15 protein-coding genes and 2 pseudogenes are annotated in these 18297 nt (G+C 66.1%); 7 read left to right on the plus strand and 10 right to left on the minus strand.

Features of this window, described 5'->3' with window-relative positions:
• Positions 1 to 609: 609 nt before the first annotated feature.
• Both AWB83_RS16045 and AWB83_RS36500 read right to left on the minus strand, forming a co-directional pair.
• Positions 610 to 1830: an MFS transporter gene (locus AWB83_RS16045; protein ID WP_087046560.1), complete on the minus strand. Its 1221-nt coding sequence runs from the start codon at positions 1828 to 1830 to the stop codon at positions 610 to 612.
• Between the two features lie 41 nt (positions 1831 to 1871).
• Positions 1872 to 2012, minus strand: a complete 141-nt coding sequence (locus AWB83_RS36500; RefSeq protein WP_159463056.1) for a hypothetical protein — start codon at positions 2010 to 2012, stop codon at positions 1872 to 1874.
• A 170-nt stretch (positions 2013 to 2182) separates the two neighbouring features.
• On the opposite strand from AWB83_RS36500, the gene xdhA reads away from it, so the two are divergent.
• Genes xdhA through xdhC form a run of 3 tightly spaced genes read left to right on the plus strand, consistent with a single transcriptional unit; the run spans position 2183 to position 6588 of the window.
• On the plus strand, positions 2183 to 3706 hold the full coding sequence (gene xdhA, locus AWB83_RS16050; RefSeq protein ID WP_087046690.1) for a xanthine dehydrogenase small subunit: 1524 nt from the start codon (positions 2183 to 2185) through the stop codon (positions 3704 to 3706).
• 15 nt (positions 3707 to 3721) lie between these two features.
• Positions 3722 to 6085, plus strand: coding sequence for a xanthine dehydrogenase molybdopterin binding subunit (gene xdhB / locus AWB83_RS16055; protein WP_087046561.1), 2364 nt, complete (start codon positions 3722 to 3724; stop codon positions 6083 to 6085).
• Positions 6082 to 6588 carry a xanthine dehydrogenase accessory protein XdhC gene (xdhC, locus tag AWB83_RS16060; protein WP_087046562.1) on the plus strand — a complete coding sequence of 169 codons (507 nt, stop codon included), beginning with the start codon at positions 6082 to 6084 and terminating at the stop codon, positions 6586 to 6588. The genes xdhB and xdhC overlap by 4 nt, the downstream gene beginning before the upstream one ends.
• Positions 6589 to 6673: 85 nt before the next feature.
• Here the strand turns inward: xdhC and AWB83_RS16065 are convergent, their stop codons facing one another.
• The 4 genes from AWB83_RS16065 to AWB83_RS16080 form a co-directional block, all read right to left on the minus strand.
• Positions 6674 to 7594: a cupin domain-containing protein gene (locus AWB83_RS16065; protein ID WP_087046563.1), complete on the minus strand. Its 921-nt coding sequence runs from the start codon at positions 7592 to 7594 to the stop codon at positions 6674 to 6676.
• Between the two features lie 58 nt (positions 7595 to 7652).
• Entirely contained in the window at positions 7653 to 8642 is a 990-nt protein-coding gene (locus AWB83_RS16070) for a LysR family transcriptional regulator (protein WP_087046564.1), read from the minus strand.
• A gap of 200 nt (positions 8643 to 8842) precedes the next feature.
• Positions 8843 to 9502 (minus strand): 2-hydroxychromene-2-carboxylate isomerase, encoded by a 660-nt coding sequence (locus AWB83_RS16075; RefSeq protein WP_087046565.1) that lies wholly within the window; start codon positions 9500 to 9502, stop codon positions 8843 to 8845.
• Positions 9503 to 9647: 145 nt separating this feature from the next.
• Positions 9648 to 11168 carry a TAXI family TRAP transporter solute-binding subunit gene (locus tag AWB83_RS16080; protein WP_087046566.1) on the minus strand — a complete coding sequence of 507 codons (1521 nt, stop codon included), beginning with the start codon at positions 11166 to 11168 and terminating at the stop codon, positions 9648 to 9650.
• Between the two features lie 646 nt (positions 11169 to 11814).
• Here AWB83_RS16080 and AWB83_RS16085 point away from each other — a divergent pair.
• Positions 11815 to 12189 (plus strand): BON domain-containing protein, encoded by a 375-nt coding sequence (locus tag AWB83_RS16085; RefSeq protein WP_087046567.1) that lies wholly within the window; start codon positions 11815 to 11817, stop codon positions 12187 to 12189.
• Positions 12190 to 12464: 275 nt separating this feature from the next.
• Positions 12465 to 14597, plus strand: a complete 2133-nt coding sequence (locus AWB83_RS16090) for a D-(-)-3-hydroxybutyrate oligomer hydrolase (protein WP_244197762.1) — start codon at positions 12465 to 12467, stop codon at positions 14595 to 14597.
• 17 nt (positions 14598 to 14614) lie between these two features.
• On the opposite strand, the gene AWB83_RS16095 is transcribed toward AWB83_RS16090, so the two are convergent.
• Together AWB83_RS16095 and AWB83_RS16100 are read right to left on the minus strand one after the other, a co-directional pair.
• A complete protein-coding gene (locus AWB83_RS16095) occupies positions 14615 to 15364 on the minus strand; it encodes a DUF2242 domain-containing protein (RefSeq protein ID WP_087046569.1) in 750 nt (249 codons plus the stop codon).
• Between the two features lie 204 nt (positions 15365 to 15568).
• Positions 15569 to 15913 (minus strand): DUF4148 domain-containing protein, encoded by a 345-nt coding sequence (locus AWB83_RS16100; protein WP_087046570.1) that lies wholly within the window; start codon positions 15911 to 15913, stop codon positions 15569 to 15571.
• A 320-nt stretch (positions 15914 to 16233) separates the two neighbouring features.
• Here AWB83_RS16100 and AWB83_RS16105 point away from each other — a divergent pair, with 320 nt between their 5' ends.
• Complete coding sequence (locus AWB83_RS16105) at positions 16234 to 17001, plus strand: enoyl-CoA hydratase/isomerase family protein (RefSeq protein ID WP_087046571.1); 768 nt, start codon at positions 16234 to 16236, stop codon at positions 16999 to 17001.
• A 54-nt stretch (positions 17002 to 17055) separates the two neighbouring features.
• Here the strand turns inward: AWB83_RS16105 and AWB83_RS16110 are convergent.
• Positions 17056 to 17580: pseudogene (locus tag AWB83_RS16110) on the minus strand (DNA-binding transcriptional regulator); the annotation flags it as partial.
• On the opposite strand from AWB83_RS16110, the pseudogene AWB83_RS16115 reads away from it, so the two are divergent.
• Positions 17561 to 18022 (plus strand): annotated as a pseudogene (locus AWB83_RS16115) (alpha/beta fold hydrolase); the annotation flags it as partial. The pseudogenes AWB83_RS16110 and AWB83_RS16115 overlap by 20 nt on opposite strands.
• Positions 18023 to 18060: 38 nt before the next feature.
• Here the strand turns inward: AWB83_RS16115 and AWB83_RS37260 are convergent.
• Positions 18061 to 18288, minus strand: a complete 228-nt coding sequence (locus AWB83_RS37260; RefSeq protein WP_087046572.1) for a hypothetical protein — start codon at positions 18286 to 18288, stop codon at positions 18061 to 18063.
• Positions 18289 to 18297 lie beyond the last annotated feature (9 nt).

Below are 18297 nucleotides of genomic sequence, written 5' to 3' on the forward strand. Positions count from 1 at the left end.
GGCAGTCATTTTCTTTGCTGCTGCAAAGAAAATGACCAAAGAAAGCAGCTTTGGGCCCGGAGTGCTTGAGGCGGACGCGTCGTCATGGTTCGGAGTGGTCCAGCCTCTAAGTGCCGCCCTCATAGGACTAACGCGGCTTGGCTCGTGCACGGTCTGACGAGCTAGCCATCCAAGGGCGCTGGTTCAGCACCAAAGAGTTCCGGCACGGCGCTGCGCGCTGCGCGCTGCCGCAGGGTATGCAAGGGAAACCAACGTTTGGCGGATGCGGTGAGATGGCAGCGTAAGCAAAGAAGCACACGCACACCCGATTGACCGGACGGCCGCGCAGCGGGCCGGAGCTAGCTGATGCTGCACCAGCCAGTTAAACGGTGCGATGACACAGTGGCTCCGCGATCCAAGCCCGGTTAGGCCTATGAGAGCACTCTTTAGGGGCTGGGCCACGCCGAACCATGATGACGAGTCTGCCTGGGCCCAAAGCTGCTTTCTTTGGTTACTTTCTTTGCAGCAGCAAAGAAAGTGACTGCCGCCCCGCACAGGGGCAGTGCCAATAGACCGACACGAATACAAGTTTCACGAAACCCGTTGAACGCACGAGAAGGAACGACAGACCTAAGCCGTAGCCGGCCCACCCACCCCGCGCCCCGCGCGCATATGAAGCGCGACCGACAACGCCACAGCCGCGGCCGCGGCCAGCGCGGCGAACAGAAACACCGACCCATACCCCAGCTCGCCAGCGATATATCCCGCGAGCGGCCCCGTCAGCCCGAGCGACAAGTCCAGAAACACCGAATAGGCCGACAGCGCCGCGCCACGGCTCGCGGGCGGCACGAGCCCGACCGCTTCCACGCCGAGGGCCGGAAACACCAGCGCGAAGCCGAATCCGGTCAGCGCCGCGCCCGCGAGCGCGAACGTCGGTTCGGCGGCGATCCACAGCATCAGCAAGCCGGCGCACTCGCACGAGAACGAGACGATCGCCACGCGAAACCCGCCATAGGCCTTGATCGTGTTGGCGAAGAGCAGCCGTGCGCCGATGAACATCGTGCCGAACACGGTGAGCGACAGCGCCGCATTCGGCCAGTTGTGCGCGGCGTAGAAGAGCGTGATGAACGTCGCGATCGAGCCGAAGCCCGCCGACCCGAGCGCGAGCCCCAAGCCATGCGGCAGCACGCGGAAGAACACGCTGCGATACGACATGCGCTCGCCGTGCACGATGGGCACGCTCGCCATGCGCGTCGCGAGCCAGTAGCCGAAGGCCCCCAGCGCGATCACGATCAGCCCGAGCGAAGCGAAGCCGAGCGAATGATCGATCGCGACGCCGAGCGGCGCGCCGATCGCGAGCGCTCCGTATGTCGCGATGCCGTTCCAGGAAATCACTTTCGCATTGTTCGCCACGCCCACCCGCCCGATGCCCCACGTGATCGATCCCGTGCCAACCCAGCTTTCGCCGAAGCCGAGCACCAGCCGCGCGAGCACCAGCAGCGCGAGGCTCACCGAATGCCACTGCGCCGCCAGCGCCGAGCCGAGCAGCAGCACGCCGCTCGCCGCGCACGCCGCGAGACCGTAGAGCACCGTCTTCTTGGGGCCGAGCGTGTCGGCGGTGCGGCCGGCGAGCGGCCGCGACATGAGCGTCGCGAAATACTGGATGCTGATCGCCGCGCCCGCCATCACCGAGCCGTAGCCGAGATCCGTGTGCACGAAGCCCGGCAGCACCGCCAGCGGAATGCCGATCGTCAGATAGCAGAGGAACGTGTACAGCACCACCGGCAGGATTCGGAGCGTAGCGGCGAAATCGCCTTGCGGCGCGGCGGCGGAGCGGGGCTCGGAGGACATAGGGAAATTGCGGGGTTGAATTCGGTGCGAAGACATGATTGTCACATATGTTGCGACGCAGCGTCGCGCTCGTTTTGTAACCAGATGGGACAAATTGCCTGTCCGGCCGGCCGGACAATCCCGCCGGGCGCCTTGTCGGGTAAGGCTTCGACGACATATCGGGGCAGGAATATGTCGCTCATGCAATGCCGCCTATGGGTTGTGGTTTTTGGTGGTGATAGCTTTCGAACCATCGAGGCGATTGGAGCAATCCGATTCATCGCCCGCGAACAGCCAAGCCACCGGCTGCGCATCCCGCGCAACCAGCAAGAAGCAACCGAGCCCCGCGAGACAGATTCCCATGACTCAGCCGATCAACCAGCCGATCCGCTTCTATCACCGCAATGCGATCCAGGAAGTGAGCGGCGCGTCGACGACGCGCACCGTCCTGCAATATCTGCGCGAAGACGCGCGCTGCACCGGCACCAAGGAAGGCTGCGCCGAAGGCGACTGCGGCGCGTGCACGGTCGTCATCGGCGAGCCGGACGGGGCGGGCGGCGTCGCGTTCAAGGCGGTCAACGCGTGCGTGCAGTTCCTGCCGACGCTCGACGGCCGCGCGCTCTTCACCGTCGAGGATCTGCGCCAGCCGGACGGCACGCTGCATCCGGTGCAGCAGGCGCTCGTCGACTGCCACGGCTCGCAGTGCGGCTTCTGCACGCCGGGTTTCGCGATGTCGATGTTCGCGCTCTACGAAAAGCACGGCCATGCGACGACGGGTTGCGCCGGCGCGTGTGAAAAGACGACGCCGTCGCGCCAGGAAATCAGCAACGCGCTGACGGGCAATCTGTGCCGCTGCACGGGCTATCGGCCGATCATCGATGCCGCCGAGCGCATGTTCGATCAGGCGCCGCTCGCGCCCGTCAATGTGCAGGCGCTCGCGCGCACGCTCGACACCCTCAGGCGCGACGACACCTTCCACTACGAGCACGCCGGCCGCCGGTTCGATGCGCCGCGCACCGTCGAGGCGCTCGCGAAGATCAAGGCCGGGAAGCCGGACGTGCGCATTCTCGCGGGCAGCACGGACATCGGCCTGTGGGTGACCAAGCAGTTGCGCGATCTCGGCGACATCGTCTATGTCGGGCAGATCGAATCGTTCAAGCACGTCGAGACGACGGACGAGTGGATCGAGATCGGCGCGGGGGTGACGGTCGAGCGCGCGTATGCGGAGCTCGTCAAGACCTATCCCGAACTCGAAGAGACGCGCGAGCGCTTCGCCTCGCTGCCGATCCGCAACGCGGGCACGCTCGGCGGCAACGTTGCGAACGGCTCGCCGATCGGCGACTCGATGCCCGGCCTCATCGCATTGAATGCGCGCGTCGTGCTTCAGAGCGTCGACGGCACGCGGGAGATGGCGCTCGAAGACCTGTACATCGCGTATCAGAAGAAGGACATGGCGGAGAACGAGTTCGTCGCCGCCATCCGCGTGCCGACGCGTCGCGCTGAGCGCGCCAACCTCCGCTTCCGCGCCTACAAGCTGTCGAAGCGCTTCGACTCCGACATTTCCGCCGTGTACGCCGCGTTCGCCTTCATCGCGGACGGCGACGCGATTCGCGAGCCGCGCCTCGCATATGGCGGCATGGCCGCGACGCCGAAGCGCGCCACGCATGCCGAAGCCGTGCTCGCCGATGCCCACTGGCACGAAGCCACCGCGCAAGCCGCGATGCTCGCGCTGGGCCAGGACTACGCGCCGCTCACCGACATGCGCGCCAGCAGCGACTATCGTCTCGATACCGCAAAGAGCCTGCTGTATCGCTTCTGGCTGGAGACGCGTCCGCATGATCCGCTGGACAAATCGAAGCTGGATGTGCGCGCCATCGAACTGGTCGAAGCGAAGTAAGAGGGAGACAAGAACATGAATCAGCAAGCCGAAGCCTTTCTCGCCGAAGCCCAGTCGCTCGCGAACGAAATCGACGATTTCAGGCAGGTCCACGTTTCGCGTCCGCATGAGTCGGCGCACCTGCACGTGAGCGGGCGCGCGAGCTATACGGACGACATACCGCTCGTCGCGGGCACGCTGCACGCCGCGCTCGGCACGAGCCCGAAGGCGCACGCGAAGATCGTGTCGATGAACTTCGACGCCGTGCGCGCGACGCCGGGCGTCGTCGCCGTTTTCACCGCCGACGACATCCCCGGCGTGAACGACTGCGGCCCGATCATCCACGACGATCCGGTGCTGGCGCAGGGCATCGTGCAGTTCGTCGGGCAGCCGATGTTCATCGTCGTCGCGACTTCGCACGACACGGCGCGTCTCGCCGCGCGCCGCGCGACCATCGAGTTCGAGGATCTCGTGCCCGTGCTCACGCCGGAGGATGCACGCAAGGCCGAATCCTACGTGCTGAATCCGCTGAAGCTCTCGCGCGGCGATGCCGAGGGCCGCATGGCGAAGGCCGCGCATCACGAGCGCGGGGCGATGAAGCTGGGCGGCCAGGAACAGTTCTATCTCGAAGGCCAGATCGCCTACGCCGTGCCGAAGGACGACGACGGCATGCACGTCTACTGCTCGACGCAGCACCCGACCGAGATGCAGCATCTCGTCGCCCACGTGCTCAACGTGCATTCGCATAACGTGCTCGTCGAATGCCGGCGCATGGGCGGCGGCTTCGGAGGCAAGGAATCGCAGTCGGGGATTTTCGCGTGCTGCGCCGCGCTCGCCGCGTGGAAGCTGCTGTGCCCGGTGAAGCTGCGTCCGGACCGCGACGACGACATGATGATCACCGGCAAGCGCCACGACTTCGTGTACGAGTTCGAAGTCGGCTACGACGACGCAGGCGTGATCGATGGCGTGTCCGTCGACATGACGTCGCGCTGCGGCTTCTCCGCCGACCTGTCGGGTCCGGTGATGACGCGCGCCGTCTGCCACTTCGACAATGCGTACTGGCTGTCCGACGTGAAGATCGAAGGTTATTGCGGCAAGACCAACACGCAGTCGAATACCGCGTTCCGCGGCTTCGGCGGGCCGCAGGGCGCGTTCGCGATCGAGTACATCATGGACAACGTCGCGCGCTCGGTCGGCCGCGACTCGCTCGACGTGCGCCGCGCGAATCTCTACGGCAAGACGAAGAACAACAAGACGCCTTACGGCCAGACGGTCGAGGACAACGTCATCCATGAACTGATCGCCGAACTGGAAGCGACGAGCGATTACCGCCGCCGCCGCGAGGCCGTCAACGCGTTCAACGCGAGCAACGAGATCCTCAAGAAGGGACTCGCGCTGACGCCGGTGAAGTTCGGCATCGCGTTCAACGTCACGCACTTCAATCAGGCGGGCGCGCTGGTTCACATCTATACCGACGGCTCGATGCTCGTCAACCACGGCGGCACCGAGATGGGGCAGGGCCTGAACACCAAGGTCGCGCAAGTGGTCGCGCACGAGCTCGGCGTGAATTTCGAGCGCGTGCGCGTGACGGCCACCGACACGAGCAAGGTGGCGAACACCTCGGCGACGGCGGCATCCACCGGCACCGATCTGAACGGCAAGGCCGCGCAGGACGCCGCGCGTCAACTGCGCGAGCGGCTCGCGAAATTCGCCGCGGAGAAGTTCGGCGGCGGCACGGTCGACGCATCGCAGGTGCGCTTCGCGAACGACCGCGTGATCGTCGGCGACGATGCCATTCCGTTCGGCGAAGTCGTGCAGAAGGCCTATCTCGCGCGCGTGCAGTTGTGGTCCGACGGCTTCTACGCGACGCCCAAGCTCTACTGGGATCAGGCGACGATGCAGGGCCGCCCGTTCTTCTACTACTCGTACGGCGCGGCGGTATCGGAAGTGGTGATCGATACGCTGACGGGCGAAATGCGCGTGCTGCGCGCGGACGCGCTGCATGACGTGGGCGCGTCGCTGAATCCGGCGCTGGACAAGGGCCAGGTGGAAGGCGCGTTCGTGCAGGGCATGGGCTGGCTGACGACGGAAGAACTCTGGTGGAACGACAAGGGCAAGCTGATGACCCACGCGCCGTCCACGTACAAGATTCCGACGACCAACGACATGCCCGCCGATTTCCGCGTGGATCTCTTCAGGAACCGCAACGCGGAGGACAGCATCCATCGCTCGAAGGCAGTGGGCGAGCCGCCGCTGCTGTTGCCGTTCTCCGTGTTCTTCGCGATCCGCGACGCGGTGTCGGCGGTCGGCGATCACAAGGTGAATCCGCCTTTGAACGCGCCTGCGACGGCTGAGGAAATCCTGAAGGCGGTGAACGCGGTGCGGAGCGCACGGTCATGATGCACGTCGTCCTGTTCGGCGCAGGTCATGTCGGCCACGCGCTCGTGAAGGTGCTGGGCACGCTGCCGTGCGTCGTGCAATGGGTCGATGCGCGCGACGAGCTCTTCCCCGATGAAGTGCCGGCCAACGTGCAGGTCGAAGCCACCGATCTGCCCGAGGCGATCGTCGACGAGGCGCCGGCCGGCGCGTATTTCATCGTGATGACGCACGATCACTCGCTCGACTTCGCGCTCACGCAGCGCATCATGCGGCGCGACGACTTCGCGTACTTCGGGCTGATCGGCTCGAAGACGAAGCGCGTGAAGTTCGAGCGGCGCCTGATGGAGCGCGGCGTGGCGGCGGATCGTCTGCCGGAGATCACGTGCCCGATCGGCGTGGAGGGCATCGTCGACAAGGCGCCGGGGTCGATCGCGCTGGCGGTCGCGGCGCAGTTGCTGCGCGTGCGGGAGATGACAGCGGGTCTCGGCTTGCCGGCGTTGAAGAAAAGCCGCGCGAGCGTTTGATCGCGACCGCGTGCGCCGGCAGCACGCGGTTCCACTTTTTGATCGCCTGCAGACGCAGGCATGAAAGCGGCGATTCAGCGACGCCTCAGACGAGGCCGTTGGTCTGCCTGAAGCGTCCCGGCGCGACGCCATAAAGCTCCTTGAACCGCTTGCTGAACGCGGCCTCGGACTGATATCCGACGTCCGCCGCGACATCCGCGATGCTCTTCTTCGTCTGCGTGAGCATCGTGCTCGCGAGCTGCATGCGCACGTGACTCAGGAGCGCCAGCGGCGAGCTGGCCGAATGCGCGGAGAACGCGCGCATGAACGTGGCCCGCGACATCGCCGCTTCCTTGGCGAGCATTTCCAGCGTCCACGGCTCGGCGGGCCGCTCCAGCATCGCGATGATCGACGCCCCCAATCGACGGTTCGCGAGCAAGCCGAGCACGCCCGCGAGCGACGGCTGCTCGGCGAGCCACGCGCGCAGCACCATCGTGAAGAGCGCGGTGGACAGCGCCGTGATGATCGACGGCGCGCCCAGTTGCGCTTCCTCCGCCTCGCGCCGCATCGTCTGCACGAGCGGCGCGAGATACGGCGCCGATGCGCGCGTGAACGCGACGTGCACGACATCCGGCAGCACGTCGATCAGAAGGGCGCGCGGCGCGTAGAGAAAGCGCCCGCACAACAGATCCACACCCGGTTTCTTCCCGCCGCAGTTGCTCTGCACCGTCACCGCGCCGTTGTGATGCGATTGCACCGCGGCGGTCTCCTCGTTGGCCTCGCGCGGCCCGATGCTCAGAACGTGCGCATCGCCGCGCGGCAGGAAGAAGATGTCGCCCGCGTTCAGTTCGAGCGGCGCATGGCCGTGGCGCATCACCGTGCAGGCGCCGTCCAGCACGACGTGGTACACCGCTTCGCCCGCGGGCGCCGGCGCGTGGTCGAGCTCGAGCGGGCCGCTCAACAGGCAGCGCAGATCGAGCGCGCCGGAAAGGTTCGCGAGCTGGATCAGTTTGTCGAGGGCATCCATGTGAGCGGGCGGGCTGAAGACGTCATTCCGGATGGTACCGAGTCCCGCGGCGCGGGCGCTACCTGGCGACTTCGCCCAGTTCCGTGCTGTCGGCCGCGTCGCCCGAAAGCGCCGCGACGGTCTTCTTGCGCGTGAGCGTATCGGACACGCTCGACATCAGCGTGCGCAGCCACGCGACATCGGTCGGCTGATCGGGCTGCGGCAGCGAAAGCTGATAGCACTTGATGCGCGGAAACGGCACCGGCGAATCGAGCACGGCGAGCGGCAGCATCGCGGCGTAATGCTGCGCGAAGCGGCGCGGCGCGGTGAAGATGAGGTCGGACTGAAGCAGCACTTGCGGCACGAGACCGAAGTACGGAATCGTCGTGACGATGCGCCGCCTGATGCCCGCGCGCGCCAGGCCGACGTCGATCGGATGACGCCTGCCGCCGCTGTACGGCGTCGGCGCGAGATGCGCGGCGAGCGCGTAGCGTTCGATCGTCAGCGGCTCGCGGGCGAGCGGATGGTTCGCGCGCATCAGGCAGACGAATACGTCGGTGAACAGATCCTGACGCGTGAAGCGCGGCTCGGGCTTCGTCCAGTTGGCGACCATCAGGTCGATCTCGCCTTCGTCGAGCATGCGCTCGTGGTCGCGCGTCGGGTTGAGCGATTCGATCTCCAGACGCGCGTTGGGCGCCGCGTCGCGAAATGCGGCGACGAGCGTCGGCATGAAGAAGTCGTTCAGGTAATCGGGCGCGGCGACGCGGAAAGTGCGGCGAGAGCTCGCCGGATCGAAATCGCCGTGCGGCGTCGCGACGAATTCGACCTCGCGCAGCGCGCGCTGCGCGGGCGCGAGCAGCGATTCGCCGTACTCGGTCGGCACCATGCCCTGCTTGCCGCGCACGAGAATCGGATCGTTCAGGATCTCGCGCAGGCGGCGCAGCGCGGTGCTGATCGCCGGCTGCGTCTGGTTCAGCCGCTGCGCGGTCTGCGTGACGCTGCGCTCCTGCAACAGCGTGCGCAGCACACGGATGAGCCAGATGTCGAGTGAGTCGGCGGGTTCGTTCATGAGTCGAGCGGTTGAGTTCGGTCAGGCTGACGGCGCTTGCCCGATGTCGCCGGAGGCCGCGCGCGTCGCTCCCGTGCGTCTCAGACGCCCGAGGCGACGAAATGTCACACAGCCTGAACCGAAGTTAAGCGCTTATCCGTTTTTGACGCCATAGCGAGCGCCCTATGCACGGCATAGGCGCGCCGCCCGGACGGCTTTCGTCACGCGAAATCCGCGTCTCTCGGCGCGATCGGCAACGCGCTGATGCGCTTCACTTCCGCGCCCTCGAGCCAGTTCGGCGAGCGCGCGACGTAGAGCACCATCGGCAGCGTATCCTCGCCCCAGAAGATCTGATCGTTGACGACGAAGGTCGGCACGCCGAACACGCCCATCGCGACGGCGCGATCGTTGTTCTCGCGCAGCTTCGCCTTGACGTCCTCGTCTTCCACGCGCGTCACGGCGTCCGGCATGCCGACGTGCTCGCACAGCGCGCGAAAGCCCTCCGGCGTGGCGGGGTCGCGCCCCTCGCGCCAGATATAGCGGAAGATTTCCCGCACGCAGCCGATCGCGCCGTTCGCCAGCACGGCGAGCCTCAATGCCTTGCTCGGATCGAACGGATGCGCGGGCGGCATCCTGAACGGAATGCCCAGCTGCTCCGCCCGAAAGAGCGCGTGCCGGTAGGTGAAGACGCGCTTGGAGGGAATCGTCGCGGCGTGCGGCTGGCCCCAGCGCTCCAGCAGCTTCATCAGCTGGACGGGCACGAGCTCGAACGGCATGTCCGGCCATTTCTCGTGTTGCTCCAGCAGCAGATACGAAAACGGCGAAATGAAGTCGAAGAAAAAGTACGGCTGACCGGGGCCGGTCGAATGCAAGGCATTCATGTTCGCTTCTCCCTGAATTTCCCTGGCTTTTCCCGCGCTGCGGGCGCTCGGGCCTTATCTGTTGTTCATTCGCGGTGCGGCCGTGTCCTGCATCGGCGGATGCGGCACCTTTGCGCCGCGTCCGCTCCTGCTCTTCCAATAGATATTACGTGCTGCCTTGTTCCGTGTCTGCCCGCGATGCGACGCTCGATGCGCCCGCTCGCGCCATGTCCCGCCCGTCCGCCTCTTCGCCCGGCGCGGCGGGGGCCACCGGCGCGTGCGCGAGACGCTCCCGCACGAAGCCGATGTGCTCGCGCAGCACGTAGAACTGGTCGGCGAACGCGAGCGGCATCTTCATGCGGTTCACGGCCGACTCGATCGCATCGATGCGGTCGAGCAGGGCGTCGCGCTGCGCGGTGTCGGGGCCGCTGATCGCTTCCCGCTCGATCGCAATGAGCGCGCCATACCAGCGATAGATGCGCGATTTCACGCGCCACCGGTACAGCCCGGGCACCAGCCGCAGGCCCGGGATCAGCACCACGATGAGCGGCACCAGCACGACGAGCACGCGATCCGCGAGACTCGCGACCCAGAACGGCAGCGTGCGGTACAGGAAGCTCTTGCCCGATTTGTAATATCGCTCGGCGTTGTCGCTGATGCGGAATTCGTGGACGAGCGGCGCCGGAAACTCGTTCGCCCGTTGCAGCAGGTTGGCGCGGCCATGCACTTCGCGCGCGGCTTCGATCAGCAGGTCGGAGAGCGCCGGATGCAGGCTGTCGCGCGCGATCAGCTCGGCGGTCGGCGCGATCATGTGGACCGGATGCGGCGGCAGGTTGCGGGCGAAATCGAATGCGCCCATCGGCAGTTCGATCTCGGTGAGATACGGGAAACGGCGCGCATAGGCGTCCGCCTGGGCGAAGTCCATGAAACGGACGCTCGGCGTGCGCAGGAGCTTCGCCATGGTCGGCGGCTGGGCGGAGTCGCCCGACAGGAACACGGCGTCGATCTGACCGGCTTCCAGCGCGTTGGCCGCTTCGTCGCCGGCGAGCGGCAGCAGTTCCGTGCCGCCGCCCGGCTCGATGCCGTTCGCCTTCAGAAGCGTGAGCGCGAGCACGCGTGCGCCGCTGCCTTCCGCGCCGATCGCGAGCCGCTTGCCCTTCAGTTCCGACAGCCGGTTCACGACCGCCGCGCCGCGGTAGAACACGGCGAGCGGCACGTACGACACGCTGCCGAGCGATTCCAGACTGTCCTGAGTCGCTCCTGGCTTGCTCATGCCGCCCTGCACGAAACCGACGTCGACGTTCGATTTCGGGTTTTCCAGGCGCGTGAGGTTGTCGAGCGAGCCTTGCGTCTCCAGCACGTTGAGCGTCACGCTGTTGCGCGCGAGGATCGTCTTGTATTTCTGCGCGCTGTTCCAGAACGAGCTGCCCTTCGGCCCGGCGGCGATGGTCAGCGTGTTCGGCGGCGCGGGCTGGATCAGCCGCACGGCGAGATAGAGCGCGGCCGCGCAGACCAGCAGGATCGGGCCGAAGGTGAGCGCCAGGTCGCGCCAGGAGATCGCGACGAAGCGGGCGACGATTCTCGGCTGCGGCTTGCGGCGCGGAGGCGTTGGCGGATCGCTGCCCGGATTGGGTTCCGGGTTCGGTCCCGGATTGTGTCCCGGATTGGTTCCTGAAGGCTGGGTCATCTCGTGTCTGATCAAAAAGCTTGTGCGCGCGAGCTCACCCGATCGCGGCGCGCGGACACCTGAACGAGCGCGTCCGGGCGGGCGGCATGGCGTCGATGGTACATGAGATCGGCCGGCGTCCGGACCGTCGGCCGCGGCGCGGCAAGTGTGACAGGCATGTGTAGCCGCCGTAGCCGCCGCCGGCGCTGTTGCGTGCGCGCGGCCTCGCGGGTCGCCGCGTCGTTAAATGCTTTGCGCTAATTGCCGCGCTGGGCTAAATTGACGTTCGCCGCCGCACGACAGGACCCTTGCGCGCCGCAAGCCCGGAATATGGGCAGGCGAGCCGCGCGCCACGCCCCGCAAGGCGTGACGAAAGGGCGCGCAGCAAGTAGCGCGGTGCGTCAGGACACATTCGAGCCGGCGGGCTTGCCGCCCGACCAGCCGGCCGCCGTTGTTTCGTTCGCCAGTCTCTCGCAGCACCGTGAGCCGCATCCGCCGGCTTGCCGCCGCCATGTCCTCGAGCCTTTCTGGCAAGGGTTACGCGCGTGGCCACGGGCAGCCGCTCGATGTCGTAGCCGGCCGCTTTGAATGCGGCCCGGTTTAGAAGTGCAAAACGAGCGAAGTAGCAAACTGTGCGAAGTCAACAAGCGAAACAAAAGGAGAAATCATGAAAGCAGTCGATCTGTTGAAGGCGCTGGGCGTGGTGGTCTGCGTGGCCGTAGCCTCGAGCGCCTATGCCCAGTCGAGCGACGCGGCGGCCACGACCACGGAGTCGGCGGCGCCGACGAAGGCCCAGAAATCGGCGGTCAAGAAGGAAGATCGCAAGCTCGGCTACTCGGTGCGCCGCGCGCTGTCGAAGGCGCAGGGCTTCGACGTGTCGAACGTGTACGTGCGCGCGCGCAGCGGCGCGGTGACGCTGACCGGCACCGTACCGGACGGCGGCCAGATCGCCCAGGCGGAGGAAGTGGCGAAGGGCGTGCCGGGCGTGAAGTCGGTGTCCAACAAGATCACGCTCGGCGTGCAAGGCGGCGGCGGGCAATAACGCGGGTAACAGGCGCTGAGCGGTATCGCATGATGCCGCTGGCTTCGCTCGCGGCGGGCATTTGATCGGGCTCCGGCTTCACGGCCGGAGCCCGTTGTCGTTTGGCGGATCCGTGGCGCACCGCGCGGGAGACGGACAGGGGAATTCAGCAGCGACTGACATTCGATAAGGCGCGATACTTGCACCCATCGCTCGCGGGGCGCGCACGCGTGCCATGCGAGCGTGCTGCACTCCTCAGGTTGCACCACTCAATCGGAACGGATGGCGGAGACACAATGAAAAGATTCGCGCGATTCCAGAGGTTGCACACTTTGCCGCGGACCGCCGCGCTCGGCGCGCTGGCGCTGCTCGCCGCGGCGACGCTCGCCGCATGCCACGGCGATGACGACGACAACGGCGGCGGCCCGCCGAGCAATTCCCTGCCGAGCTTCGTCTCAGGCTCGGTCAGCTCCCAGACATATGACGGCCAGTCCGACGACCTGCTCACCGCGGGTCTCGGCAAGACGGGCCTGGCGTCGGCGACAGCGCCTTCGATCGCCAATCCGGCGGCGCCCACGGCCGCGGAGTTGCGGCGCCTCGCGATCTACTCGAATTACCGCGCGCTCGTCGACATGTCGGCGAACGGCGGTTATGGCCGCTTCTGGGGGCCGAACATCGACCTGAACGGCAACGATACGCTCGGTGAAGGCAAGATCGCGGGCAAGGAGTACATCGCTTACGCGGATGACGGCAGCGGCACGCAGAACGTCAGCCTGCTCGTGCAGATTCCGGCGAGCTTCAATCCGGACCAGCCGTGCATCGTCACGGCGACGTCATCGGGATCGCGCGGCGTCTACGGCGCGATCTCGGCGGCGGGCGAATGGGGCCTGAAGCGCGGCTGCGCGGTCGCGTATACCGACAAGGGCAGCGGCAACGGCGCGCACGAGCTCGCGACCAACCGCGTCACCTTGATCGACGGCACGCTCGCCAACGCCGACCTCGCCGGGACCAGGGCGATCTTCAAGGCGAACGCGAGCGCGCAGGCGCTGTCGTCGTTCAACTCGGCCTTCCCGAACCGCTACGCGTACAAGCACGCGCACTCGCAACAAAATCCGGAAAAGGACTGGGGCAAGAACACCCTGCAGGCGATCCAGTTCGCCTATTGGGCGCTCAACGACATGTTCGGCCCGGTCAGCGGCTCGACGCATCAGGTGCGCTACGGCAAGGGCAGCATCACGACGATCGCGGCATCGGTGAGCAACGGCGGCGGCGCGTCGCTGGCGGCGGCGGAGCAGGACACCGACGGCTGGATCACGGCGGTCGTCGTCGGCGAGCCGCAGATCAATCTGAATCTGCCGTCGCAGGTTTCGGTACGGCAGGGCGGCGCGCCGGTCGGCTCGTTCGGGCGGCCGCTAGCGGACTACATGACGCTCGCCAACCTGCTGCAGCCGTGCGCCGCGCTCGCGCCAGCCGCGGCCGGCGCGCCGTATCTGACGACGCTGCCGGTGGCGACCACCACCGCGATCCGCACGGCGCGCTGCGCGACGCTTGCAGCGAGCGGCCTGATCTCGGGCGGCAACACCGTCGCCCAGGCCAACGATGCGCTGAATCAGCTGCATCAGGCGGGCTACGAGACCGACTCCGACAAGCTGCACGCGCCGATGTGGGATTCGCAGGCGGTTCCGGCCGTCGCCGTCACGTACGCCGACGCCTACATGAAGGCGAGCGTGCTCGACAACCTGTGCGACTTCAGCTTCGGCACGACCAGCGCGGCGGGTGCGGCGGGCGTGACGCCGATCGTCTCGCCGATGCTGACCATCTTCGGCAACGGCAACGGCGTGCCGCCGACCAACGGCATCAATCTGGTCTACAACAGCGGGACGGCCGGCGCGGCGGATCATCGGCTGGCGACGCCCGATGCCAGCTACGCGGGCGCGGCGTGCCTGCGCGCGCTGTGGACGAACGGCAATGCGACGATGGTCGGCAACGTGAACGCGATCCGCGTGAATGCGAACCTGCGCGGCAAGCCCGCGATCATCGTGCAGGGCCGCGCGGATGCGCTCGTGCCGATCAATCACGCGTCGCGTCCGTATCTGGGCGCGAACCAGGTGGCGGAGGGAAACAAGAGCCAGCTTTCGCTCTACGAGATCACGAACGGCCAGCACTTCGACGCGTTCCTGAGCGTGGCCGGATTCGACACGCGCTTCATTCCGGTGCACTACTACAACATTCAGGCGCTCGATCTGATGTGGAATCACCTGAAGAACAACGCGCCGCTGCCGCCTTCGCAGGTAGTGCGGACGGTGGCGCGCGGCGGCACGGCCGGCGCGGCGCCCGCGCTCACGACGGCGAACCTGCCGCCGATCGCCACCGATCCAGGGGCGAACGCGATCACGGTGTCGGGCGGAGTCGTGAACGTGCCGAACTGACGGGAAGAACGGGCGGCTTACTGAGTCGCCGTGGTTCGCGGCGCCGGTGCGGCGGCGGCGGCCGCTGCCTCCGACGCGCCCGCCGCGACGCCATCCGATGCCGGTATCGCCGTCGCGGCGGCGGGCGTCTGCACGACGATCGGCGTCGGCGTGAGCTCGGGCGAGTTCACGATGAGCGACGGCGCGAGCGGCTTGCTCTTCACTTCATCGGCCGCGACGGGCGCGCTGCGCGGCACGGTGTTCAGGTAATGGCCCATCAGGTTGAAGAAGCGGTCGTAGAACTTGCCCGCGGGCACGGTCTCGCTCGAGATCTTCACCATTGCGTCGCTATTCGAGCGGATCGGCAGCGACAGCGAGCCGAGCACCGAGAGGCCGACGCTCGCCGAGGTATCGCTCTTCTTGAGCGCGTAGCCGTCCTGCACGGCGTTCACATAAGCGATGCTCTGGTTCGTCGCGTTTTCCCCCGGCGTGCAGACCACATGAAACGACACGACGACGTGCGTCTCGGCGCTCGGCTGGAAGTTCTTGGTCGCGTCGATGGTGTCGGGCTGGCCCATCGTCGTGAGAAAGCCTTGCGACAGCAGCGCGCGGCGCGCGGCCTCGCAGGTTTCGTTGACGGTGGCATCGAAGTTGTGCGCGAACGGGCTCGCTCCGGTGTTGAAAAGCTCCTGCTGATAGCTGGGCGTGGTGGCGGTGCGGCCTCCGCAGGCGGCGAGGGCGATAAATAACAGGGAAACGAAGACTAGGCGCAGCGACGGCATGGGCATGAGGCGGCTGATCCGAAATGTGTATCGACGGCAAACACAAATTGTAGTGCCGTCGGACTGGCCGATGAAAAATCGCAGTCTGAAAACATCGTCGGATCCATGGCTTACAGCGTGATGAAAGGCACCGGACACATCGATTCGTGATCGTGAAAAAGCACAAAGCCCGGCGCTGGGCCGGGCTTCCGTTCCGGGGCGGAAAGCCGCTTACGGGCGATTGAAGTCGACCGGATTCGCGTCTGCCGCCGGACGGACGATGCGGTTCAGAAAGCTCAGCCGGCTCGCATGACCCGACGCCGAAGCGCCTTCGCTCGCACCGCCGAAGGACGCGGCGGCGGCGCCTTGCTGCGCATCGACGCGCGCCTGGGCAGCCTGGATATCGGCAGGATAGGTGGTTTCGTCGCTGGCGGGTTTGTAACCGGCGCGCTCGAGTTGAACCAGCTCCGCACGTACTTGTCCGCGGGTGACCGGACCGTCTTCACGCGCTTGAGCGAAAGCGGGAGCCGCGAGAACGGCGGCGATAGCGATGGCGGGAACGATGGACTTGAACATGATTGAACCTCCGAATGCTGATTTTGGGGAACGGCGCCGGTGGTGAGGGTTGCGCCACTGCTTCGTCGTTGAGAGGTAGTCTAGGCTTCGGGTGACCTGGTAAAAACCCTAATACCGTCAAATCAGTCTTCTCGATTTAGCATTAATTCAGTCAATCGATTCTGCATCGGTCATAGGTCTGGGGTTTGATGAGGCGTGGTCGCGCTTCCGCGCGCGCGGCCGAATTGGTCGACGAGGCGGCGAGCTGCAAGCGTATCGTCGGTGAGAGACAACCATGCAGATCAGATCTACGGGCTCTACTGAGAAAGGAAGCGTCGACAATGAGCGCGTCATTAAAGGGGCAAGCGCCGTCGCTGAACGTCGACGGTCGCATGGCCGTCATCACGTTGCGCCGGCCGGAAGTGGCGAATCGCCTCGAGTTCTCCGATTTGCAGGCGATTCGCGCTCATCTGCGCGAGATCAATGCGATGGAGCACGTGCTCGTCCTCTGCCTGCAAGGCGAGGGCAAGCACTTCTGCTCGGGCTTCAACGTCAACCGTTTTGGCACGGACAACGTCGGCGCGGCCTTCGAGGCGCTGGCGGACGAACTGGAGCTCGCGCGCCCCGTGACGATCGCGGCGATCAACGGCGGCGTCTACGGCGGCGCGACCGATTTCGCGCTTGCCTGCGATTTTCGTATCGGCGTGACGCATGCACAGATGTTCATCCCGGCGGCGAGGCTCGGCCTGCTGTTTTATCAGAGCGGCCTGCATCGCTATGTGTCGCGGCTCGGCGTGAACGTCGCGAAGACGCTGCTGCTCACGGGCGCGACTTTCGATGCGCGGCGGATGTTCGAGTGCGGCTTTCTCACGCATCTCGTCGAGGCGGAGCAATTCGCGCACGCCGTGCAAACGCTCGCCGACCAGCTCGCGGGCATGGCGCCGCTCGCGCTGCTGGGCATGAAGAAGCACCTGACGCGAATCGCCGCCGGCAATTTCGATGCCGCCGGCTTCGCAGCGGATCTCGCGCGCGCCGATGCATCCGAGGATCTGCGCGAAGGCGCGCTCGCGTGGCAGGAAAAGCGCGCGCCGCGATTCAAGGGACGTTAGCGCTACTTGCCGCAAAGCCTTGGAACGCTGCTTCGCTCCTGCATTCGAGCCACCTCACTGCTGCTTGAGCGCGGCGACGATTTCCGCCGCCGCCTGCAACGGCGGCACATATCGACGCACCGCGTCCGCGAGACTCACGGCGCGCGACAGCAACACCACGTTCAGGCTCGCGAGCACGCGCTCATCGTCCTTGATGGCAACGGCCACCGCGCCGATCTTCGCCTACGCGGTCCAGTCGCCGTAGTTGGTTCCGAAGCCGTCTTCACGCGCGCGCCGGATCAGGCTGCGCACGAGGCTGTCGTTTCTCGCGAGCGCCTGCGGCTCCTCGCCGCCCGAACCCGAACGCAGCAGTTCGAGTATGTCTTCGCGTTCCTCGTCCGGACACATCGCGAAGTAAGCGCGGCCCGCTGCAGTCAGCAGCATCGGCAAGCGCCGTCCGACCATCGCGCGATGAAACGACAACTGGCTGAAGCGATGCGTCGTCTCGCGGATGATCATCGCATCGCCATCGGGCGTCGTGAGACCGGATGGCCACGCGACTTGCTGCAGAAGCTGTCCCAAGCTCGTGCTGATGGGCGGCACGGGCGGGCCGAGCCAGTTCGTGCCGATGCCGACCGAAGGCATCAAGCTGTTGCAGGGGCTGTATCGCGAGCCCACGCTCGAGAATCTGAAGAAGATGCTCAACGTGTTCGTGTACGACCCGAGCACGATGACCGAAGAACTGATGGCGGCGCGCCTGCAGAACATGCTGGCGCGGCGCGATTATCTGGAGAACTTCGTGAAGAGCCTGGCCGCGAATCCGACGCAGTTTCCGGACTACGGCCATCGTCTGAACGAGATCAAGGCGCCCACGCTCGTCATCTGGGGACGCGACGATCGCTTCGTGCCGATGGATGTCGGCCTGCGTCTCGTGTGGGGCATGCCGAACGCCGACCTGCTCATTTTCGGGCGTTGCGGACATTGGGCGCACTGGGAGCATGCCGAGCGCTTCAACGATACCGTCGCGAAGTTTCTTTCGTGATCGACGGATCGCTTTTTGCCAGATTTGCCCGTGGATACTTATCCGCGGGTTTCAACCCAGTCGCGTGCCCAGCGAGACGAGTGCTGAACGGCCTCGTGCTCACTGACGAAGTAGTCGAGCGAATAGAAACGGTATTGGACGGTCGTGGAGTCCGGCTGCGCACGCTCCAGCAGGAGGTCTGACGAGAACGAGCCATCGGGCAGGCGGTGCGCGGACGGATGAACCGCATAGCCGCGGTAATGATGAGTGGGACGTTGGAGCTGCATATTTTATTT

This window comes from Caballeronia ptereochthonis (assembly GCF_001545075.1).
Lineage (GTDB): Bacteria > Pseudomonadota > Gammaproteobacteria > Burkholderiales > Burkholderiaceae > Caballeronia > Caballeronia ptereochthonis.